Consider the following 7,501-nt stretch of genomic DNA (forward strand, 5'->3'; position numbering starts at 1 on the left):
ACACCCTTTCAAATTCCAAGTTATCTGATTCAACGGTAACTTTACTTTCTGTTTGGTTTTCTTTTAATTCTCAACAGTTTAATGAAGTCATTAAACAAAGATGTATCCACTGGTTCAAACATTATCCATTTTCCATCATGGTAAGTTTGAGCTTCGTCATATATTTTTTGAACTACCTCTCCGTAATTTTCTCTATCTGTTTCAAATTTTAACCGTTCGTCTTTCCCTAAGATAATCATAAAACCCATACAGTTTTCTCTTGCATATAATGCACACAATGTTTTACCACCCCGACGATATTTATATTCATATTTCCATGCTTTACCACCCTTATTCCACAAACAATCCATATCATATTTTTCATCAATTAAAGCACATAACTTATTCCATACATCATATAGGGATTTTCCAACTAAAGCTGTCATTTCTTCTTCATTTGGTATCGTATCAAGCATTTTAGCCCTCCTAATATAGCTCCTAATTTCTTTTTCTAAGTATACATGAAATTATAAGGTTTTTCAATTCCTCGAACTGCTTTTTCTTAAGAGCGACACTTCCACATACCGCAGAAATGTCACTCACCGCTTATGAATAGATTATCTCACTCTCCACAATTTCCCGCAATCGTGATAAATCCTTGCTCTTTCAACTCGTCATTTAATTTCTTGATGAGCTTATATGCGTAAGGATTTAATACAGAAAGCTCCTGCACCACCTCATCCCCACGAATAAAAAGAGTGAAACATTATGGCGATTGGCGAAAGAATACATTTTTTCCGCATCATGCGGGGCATGACACAGAAATATCTTGGTATGCTTGTCGGGTTTCCCGAACGGAGCGCAGACGTGCGTCTGGCACAGTACGAAACTGGCTCACGCAAGCCAAAGGCTGATTTGACGGCTGCACTGGCACAGGCTCTTGACGTTGCGCCGCAGGCTCTGGACATACCCGACATTGACAGCTACATCGGGCTTATGCACACCTTATTTGCCCTTGAAGACATTTACGGACTTACCATCAGCGAAACAGACGGGGAAGTCTGTTTGAAAGTCAACAAAGACAAAAGTAAGAACGCCGACGAGCTGCTGAAAATGCTCTGCGCTTGGAAAGAGCAGGCGGACAAGCTCTCTGCCGAGGAAATCAGCAGGGAAAATTACGACCAGTGGCGGTACAATTACCCAAAATTTTACACCACGCAGCATTGGGCGAAAGTCCCCTCTAAGGAATTGAGCGATGTCTTAGTCGAATCATTTAAAGACAAACTAAAAACTGATTGACAAACACGACAAAAAACGCCCTTAGCCATGAGTTCCTACCCACAGCTAAGGGCGTTTCTAATATGGATTTATTTCAGTCATCCAAACCGCTTACAAATCATTCCCCCATCAACAAACCACTTGACAGTAAGAATAATCGCACTCAAACGACTGTTATCAATTTGTTATCAAAAGACCTTTCCAAAGTCCGCAAACCCGCATAAACACTGGATTAACTAAACATTTTTGTTTATTCGAACTCCCTATAACCATAACATAATTGTTAAATATTTGATGCTCTTTAAGGTTTTTCATAGCCATAATATACACATTTTACGCCATATTTACAGTTTCAGACCAAATAGGTATCATACGGGTATCACATTATCTTTTCTTTTTACTACTCTTTACCACAATAATTATTACTGCAATAATTTGCAAAAGTGGTACTCCAATATAATTAACCATCGGAGAAATTATAACTGGAACCATTGAGAAAGCCCAACCGATTATCCCAGACATTATTAATAACAAAACAAATGCTATTAGCTTATCACTTCTCTTTTTAAACGTATTCATAAAAGGTACACAGACAGTAATTAATAATAACCAAAATGCACCCGAAAGAAATTTTAATGCTCTATTTCCTTCTCCATTTCCCATTGAAGTTATATAATTCATCTGAATAATAAATTTATTCATTAACGAATTTATAGAACGTTCACCCTGCTACTCCATTTCTTGTAAAATTCTTTGATATTCATCTATATATGCTTGGTTACTATTTATTTTTTCCTCATCTAATGCCATTACCTTTTCAAGCACATTTATTCTTTTTTCCATCCTGGAAAAATAAAAGAAATTAGAATCTATATATGGAATAATAAGAACAATAATAAATAAAACAATCGCTATAAAAAGCCATAACCTTGGTCTTCTATAATTTCGTTTAAATAATTCAACTAATTCTTCTATGATTTTTCCAATTGCATCTCCCATTATAATTACATCCTTATAAAAAAAGTTTGCCTATGAATCATGGCGCACGATACCCTAATCGCTTTACTTACATGGTTCTAAGACCATGTTTTACATCACAAATAACGCGTTGATAGTAGTATTCCGCATTAATATCATCTTTCCAATGCCACCACCTCTAATACTCTAACAAACTTGAAACATATAGATTTAGAAAATCAAATTATCTGTCCTGCTTCCATTTCACTAATCTTGAGAGCCATTTTCACTTATTCTCCTCCCATTTTTTATAGCGGCAAGAGAGGAGTTACCTCCCCCTATGCTTTTCTTTCCTTTTTTGCTGTTTCAGTTCAAACTGCCGCTGTCTTTCTGCCTCACGTTGTTCCCGGCTCACATTTTTGCGTTCAGTTTTCAACTGCTCCTGCTGTAATTTCAAAGCCTGTTGCGATTTTGTTCCTATCCCGGTATTCAGTACCTGTTTTCGTACCTCACGCTGTACCCGTTTAGGATTGCGACCAGTTTCTTTTACATCAGTTGACACAGCCGGACTAAATCGCAGCCGATAGTAATTTTTCAGAACGAAATCATATATTTCATAGTCTTTTGGTTCTGCACCAAACGTAACCTTACACACAGATAGCTTTCCATCTGATACCCGCTCAAACACTCCGACCCAAAAGGGCTCTTCAAAAAATACCGTCAGCTTTCCCGATACTTTGTCCATGACAATTCCTCCTTAAAATGATTGTAATGAACAAAGAACAGACGACCCTAAGGAGGGAGGGCTACTTACACCAAATCGGTGCGACTGGACTACCTACCAGTACTGCAAGATTACCTTGCGTTGTGTTTTTATCTTTGCCCCTATATATTACCACATAACCGCTTATTTTGCTATAAAAATGTGGCAATTCGCTTAATAGTGTGAACTGCCACATTATCACATTTTCCTTATCCGAATTAACTTACATGGTGCTAGCACCATGTTCAAATCATTACAAAGGAAAAATATTCTGCCTTTCTTACAGACGAAAATTTGATGCTCATTTTTCAGCTTTAAGAAACACCCCTTTTCCTTTCCTATAAACCTGCACTGTTTTAAATCCACAATTGTAAAAGATTTCCTCTAACTCTTTTTTGCTGTATATTCTTACATCTCCACTTTTTGAAAAGGGAAACCATAATTTATTTGCTATAAATCTGACTACTGCTCCAAAATTAGGGTCAGCTATATACACTGTACCGTTTTTCTTTAAAACTCTTTTGCACTCGTTAACAAAACCTTGCGGATTGTCAAAATGATGAAACGCACAACATACAGTTATAATATCAATACTTTCATTACTCCATTCAAGCGGATAGCATGGTTTGACCTCAAAACTCATATTAGGGTATCGCATCTTTGCAGAACAAATCATGTTCTCAGATATATCTATTCCATTTGCCTGGATTTTTGCTTTTTTCGATAATTCCCGCAACAGAGTTCCATTTCCACATGCAACATCAAGGACAACATTACCCTCATGTAAATCTATAGTGTTAGATAGTTCCATAATATGAAATCTTGTATATTGTCCTTCCCTTGACGCATCATATTCAGATGCTATTTTATTGTATGCAATTCTTGATTCTTCTGTTTTCTTATTCACGTTATCCCCTCGCTCCTAATCTCTCCATTTGATTATACTACTTCCATTCTCTGTTTGCCATTATAAAATTTAGGGCATAGCAACCACCACGCCCCACATTTCTTATCGCTCCAACGACTTCTCAATCTTCTGTTTCTGACCTTTCAAGTCGTTCTGTTTCTCATAAAGATTATTCCGCTCTTTGCACAGTTCTTTCATGCGTTCCAACTGCGCCCGCACTCCCTCCCGACAATCCGGCTCTATCTTCTTATACTCCCCGGTCAGATTGCGGATTGTATTATTGTTTTCCTTTATCTGCTCCGAAAGACATACCCAGTCTATCAAATTTTGTACTTCCTTATCCGTTTCGTAAAGGTCTGTATCTGCCACGATTTTAGCACACAGCCGTATCATAACTTTCTTCTCCATATCCGTCATATCCTATCAATCCTCACTTTCCTATCGGCTCATTTCAAAGGGACGTTTCGGGCGTTTATTTGCCCTCTCCGCCTGTTCTAATGCCTTTGAATGTTCTACTATCGACTGCACCTGTTCCCTGCCTAAATGACGTTCCAAACACCCCAAGTCAGACGCTTTTTCCTGCAATCGCTCTATGGTATCGTTCTGCTCCATAACCTTATCCGTCAAGCGGCTAATCTGCTTTTGTTGCCCGTCCACTTTGGCGGTCAGCTTCTTGCCTTGTTCCGTAAGCTGTACGCATTTGATAGTCAGATTTTTTACCACTTCTTTCAATTTCTCCACAAGCGAAAGTGCTTTTTTATCCCGATAATTCTTTGCGCTTATCAATGCCCCCGGCTCTGCTAACTGCCATTTCACATCTTCATCATAGGTGTGTATATTGCGCTCCATGACTTCTTTTGACTGTACCATTTTGTTAAGTTCCTGCTGTAACTTTTTCTGCTGTTTTTCCAATTTTTCATTTTCAGATTGCAACTTTTCTTTATCCTCTGTTAGTTCTTCCGTCTGCTCTTTCAGCAGATGATTTGTTGTGGTAAGTTCCGATACTTCCTGCCAGATTGCTTCGCCCTCTTTCCGTATCTGCTCCGTTTCCCGTCCTGCTGCTATCTGCTGATGAAGAATATCGGATAATTCCTCTTTACTGCCGGAGATTGTCCGCTCCAATTCCGCAACCTCTTTCTGCCGTTCCTGCTTCTCAAAATCCAAAACCGATAAATGCTTCTCATGCGTTCCCTTTTTCTCCCATTCAATATCATGCTGTAGCATAATCTCCACAAGCCGTTCTTTCTCTGCCGCTACCCACTGGTTACGTTCTGTTTCGCTCCTTGTGCCACCTTTAAAACCAAGCTCCGCAAGTGCCTTTTTTAATGACACTCTTGTTTCAAGCCCTCTCTTGCTTCCAGTCTTATAGGGTATAAAATCTATATGCAGATGCGGCGTAGCTTCGTCCATGTGAAGATGCGCTGAAAATACCCTTAATGTAGGATTGCGCTGCTGAAAGTCCTGCATATATTTATCAAGTATTTTCGCCGCAAGCTGTCCGTCCTCTGTCTTTGCCCCCATATCGTCCTTGTTTCCTATCTGCAAAATAATCTCATGGAATGGCTTCTCCTGTTTGCCGGAACAGATTTTCTCATAATAATCATCAATTATGCGGTCATTTCTTGTCTGCTTCTCATTGTACCGGGCGAGTGCTTCAGCAAATAATTCGTGGTATACGTCTTTGATATTTTCATTGCAGTATTCCACATTCAGACAACTCCGCTCCGGGTCAGTGTTCTTTGCGTGGAATTTTCTGCTGTTATGGTTGACAGAGCCTTTCCCTGTCATAACGCTGATAGTCCGCTTCAATAATTTTTCCTTTCTCCCTATTGGGTAATGAGCGCCAGAAACGGCGCATAGCCTTTGTTACTTTCTGCGAAAGTAACGCAAAAGCACTTTCGACAGGCTACGCTCTATCAAAAGCGCCTTTGCGCCCTGCCGGGGGCTAGCTGTCCGTTGGACAGCATACCGTCCTAACGGACGGGGCGGCTTTTCGCCGCCTTGTTGCTGCCGCTTTCCTGCTTTCTCCCAACAGCGCAACACTGCAATGTCTATAATTTTTGCAACCTTTCAATCTTCAAGAACGCAATTCCAATACTGCAAAATGCTAATACCCTGCATTGTTGCGCTGTTATCTTTCCCTATACATCACTGTCCGATTTTATCCAGTTCCCAATACCATGTATTGTTTATCCGCTTTGCCCGGACACCTAACTCTTTTTTCGCGTTTTCCAGTGTCCGTTTTGATATGTTCTGTTCGTCCGCAAGACTGAAAATCTCATTGCTCTGCATGGCATTATTTGTTTCTGCCAGTTCCCTAATCAGACGCTTCGCCTGTTCCATTTTATTTGCTTTCGGGGCAATGCCGCCTAAGACTTCATCAGCCGTAATCTCATAATCTCCAAGCCATTGAAAACCGTTCTCTGACAACGCAAATGCTTTCGGGTGTCCGAACGCCGCAAGATTATTTTTAATCTGCACCACAGCCCTTATATTTTCTTCTCCCTCAACCCTGCCGACTAAGAGAACGCTTCTAGCGACTGCAAAAAAATCAATCGAACCCATTCCCCGGTATGCCGCTTTATTTCCTGCTGCCTTGTTCATATGCCCGACAAGGACAATCGCACACTGGTATTTCTCTGCCAGTGCCGCCAGTTTCTTTGTCATATCCCTTGCTTCATTCGCCCGGTTCATATCCATACCACTGCCTAAATAGGCTTGTATCGGGTCTAAAATCAGCAGCTTTGCGCCTGTCTTTATAACAGCCTGCTCCAAGCGTTCATCTATCATGGAAAGTGATTTTATCTTTCCATCAATGACAGAGATTTTCTCACAGTCTGCCCCCGCCTGTTCTAACCGTGGCTTTACCGTATCGGCAAGACCGTCCTCCGCACTCTGATAGATTACATTCAAAGGCTCTGTAAAATTCATTCCATTGTCTAAATTATCTCCCTTAGACAGTTTCGCCGCTATATTCAGAATAAATGTTGTCTTTCCGTCCCCCGGATCGCCTTGAACAATAGTCAGCTTGCCATAAGGGATAAACGGAAACCACAGCCAAGAAACTTCCTGCGACTGTATCTCCGACAATTTAATCAACTGTAATTCTGTTTTTGTTTCTTCCATAATGCCCTCCATTTCTGAAAAATCGTTGTCACTGGAAGAAACCTCTGCTATACTTAAATTGTGAGATTGATAACAGAGGTTTTCCAGTTATCACAGCCCTAACAGTTGCCGCTCAATGGCATTAAGTTAAGAAAATCTCACATCACAGAAAATGTGGTGTGGGATTTTTTTGAGAATAAGTATTGACATATGAACAAAAAAATGCGGCCGCTTTAGCTGCTGAATATTTTAGAGGCAGCTAAAGCGGCCCTTGTAATTAGATAACATCTTTTTACAAGGAGGATACCGCATGAATAGGACTTCACTGGAACTAAAAAATTTGATTATGGACATTATTAATAAGCAGAAACAGGATTTAACAGGCCTTGTTTCTAACCCCAAAACAGATTTTTCCAGAAACAGAAAAATACCATATGAGAAAATGATTCTTTCGTTATTGACAATGGAGGGAGCATCTTTATCAAATGAACTTTTACGGCAGTTTGGCTATG

Annotated in this window: 9 protein-coding genes and 1 pseudogene; 2 read left to right on the forward strand and 8 right to left on the reverse strand. The window is 40.0% G+C overall.

Translation table 11 applies throughout. The annotated features are described in order from the left end of the window. Positions 1 to 41: 41 nt before the first annotated feature. Positions 42 to 455, reverse strand: coding sequence for a DUF3788 domain-containing protein (locus tag NFR88_RS04765; RefSeq protein ID WP_161907792.1), 414 nt, complete (start codon positions 453 to 455; stop codon positions 42 to 44). A gap of 337 nt (positions 456 to 792) precedes the next feature. On the opposite strand from NFR88_RS04765, the gene NFR88_RS04775 reads away from it, so the two are divergent. Next, positions 793 to 1,278, forward strand: a complete 486-nt coding sequence (locus NFR88_RS04775) for a hypothetical protein (protein ID WP_465250574.1) — start codon at positions 793 to 795, stop codon at positions 1,276 to 1,278. Positions 1,279 to 1,641: 363 nt separating this feature from the next. Here the strand turns inward: NFR88_RS04775 and NFR88_RS04780 are convergent, their stop codons facing one another. From NFR88_RS04780 to NFR88_RS04810, 7 genes are all read right to left on the reverse strand, one after another. Then, on the reverse strand, positions 1,642 to 1,920 hold the full coding sequence (locus NFR88_RS04780; protein WP_251613874.1) for a hypothetical protein: 279 nt from the start codon (positions 1,918 to 1,920) through the stop codon (positions 1,642 to 1,644). A 66-nt stretch (positions 1,921 to 1,986) separates the two neighbouring features. Further along, positions 1,987 to 2,256: a hypothetical protein gene (locus NFR88_RS04785; protein WP_251613877.1), complete on the reverse strand. Its 270-nt coding sequence runs from the start codon at positions 2,254 to 2,256 to the stop codon at positions 1,987 to 1,989. 286 nt (positions 2,257 to 2,542) lie between these two features. Further along, on the reverse strand, positions 2,543 to 2,959 hold the full coding sequence (locus tag NFR88_RS04790; RefSeq protein ID WP_251613880.1) for a YjdF family protein: 417 nt from the start codon (positions 2,957 to 2,959) through the stop codon (positions 2,543 to 2,545). Between the two features lie 319 nt (positions 2,960 to 3,278). Further along, complete coding sequence (locus NFR88_RS04795) at positions 3,279 to 3,884, reverse strand: class I SAM-dependent methyltransferase (RefSeq protein ID WP_251613883.1); 606 nt, start codon at positions 3,882 to 3,884, stop codon at positions 3,279 to 3,281. Positions 3,885 to 3,986: 102 nt separating this feature from the next. After that, positions 3,987 to 4,292, reverse strand: a complete 306-nt coding sequence (locus NFR88_RS04800; RefSeq protein ID WP_300939772.1) for a hypothetical protein — start codon at positions 4,290 to 4,292, stop codon at positions 3,987 to 3,989. A 30-nt stretch (positions 4,293 to 4,322) separates the two neighbouring features. Beyond that, entirely contained in the window at positions 4,323 to 5,672 is a 1,350-nt protein-coding gene (locus tag NFR88_RS04805) for a plasmid recombination protein (RefSeq protein WP_251613890.1), read from the reverse strand. Between the two features lie 360 nt (positions 5,673 to 6,032). Continuing rightward, on the reverse strand, positions 6,033 to 7,010 hold the full coding sequence (locus NFR88_RS04810; protein ID WP_251613893.1) for an AAA family ATPase: 978 nt from the start codon (positions 7,008 to 7,010) through the stop codon (positions 6,033 to 6,035). A gap of 289 nt (positions 7,011 to 7,299) precedes the next feature. Between NFR88_RS04810 and NFR88_RS04815 the strand changes: the two are divergent. Then, positions 7,300 to 7,501: pseudogene (locus tag NFR88_RS04815) on the forward strand (hypothetical protein); the annotation flags it as partial.

This window comes from Senimuribacter intestinalis (genome assembly GCF_943192965.1).
Lineage (GTDB): Bacteria > Bacillota > Clostridia > Peptostreptococcales > Anaerovoracaceae > Senimuribacter > Senimuribacter intestinalis.

Excerpts from the sequence above, each read along its gene's own strand:
- NFR88_RS04765 (WP_161907792.1), bottom strand. The coding sequence starts at position 455 with ATGCTTGATACGATACCAAATGAAGAAGAAATGACAGCTTTAGTTGGA.
- NFR88_RS04775 (WP_465250574.1), top strand. The coding sequence starts at position 793 with ATGACACAGAAATATCTTGGTATGCTTGTCGGGTTTCCCGAACGGAGC.
- NFR88_RS04780 (WP_251613874.1), bottom strand. The coding sequence starts at position 1,920 with ATGGGAAATGGAGAAGGAAATAGAGCATTAAAATTTCTTTCGGGTGCA.
- NFR88_RS04785 (WP_251613877.1), bottom strand. The coding sequence starts at position 2,256 with ATGGGAGATGCAATTGGAAAAATCATAGAAGAATTAGTTGAATTATTT.
- NFR88_RS04790 (WP_251613880.1), bottom strand. The coding sequence starts at position 2,959 with ATGGACAAAGTATCGGGAAAGCTGACGGTATTTTTTGAAGAGCCCTTT.
- NFR88_RS04800 (WP_300939772.1), bottom strand. The coding sequence starts at position 4,292 with ATGGAGAAGAAAGTTATGATACGGCTGTGTGCTAAAATCGTGGCAGAT.
- NFR88_RS04805 (WP_251613890.1), bottom strand. The coding sequence starts at position 5,672 with ATGACAGGGAAAGGCTCTGTCAACCATAACAGCAGAAAATTCCACGCA.
- NFR88_RS04810 (WP_251613893.1), bottom strand. The coding sequence starts at position 7,010 with ATGGAAGAAACAAAAACAGAATTACAGTTGATTAAATTGTCGGAGATA.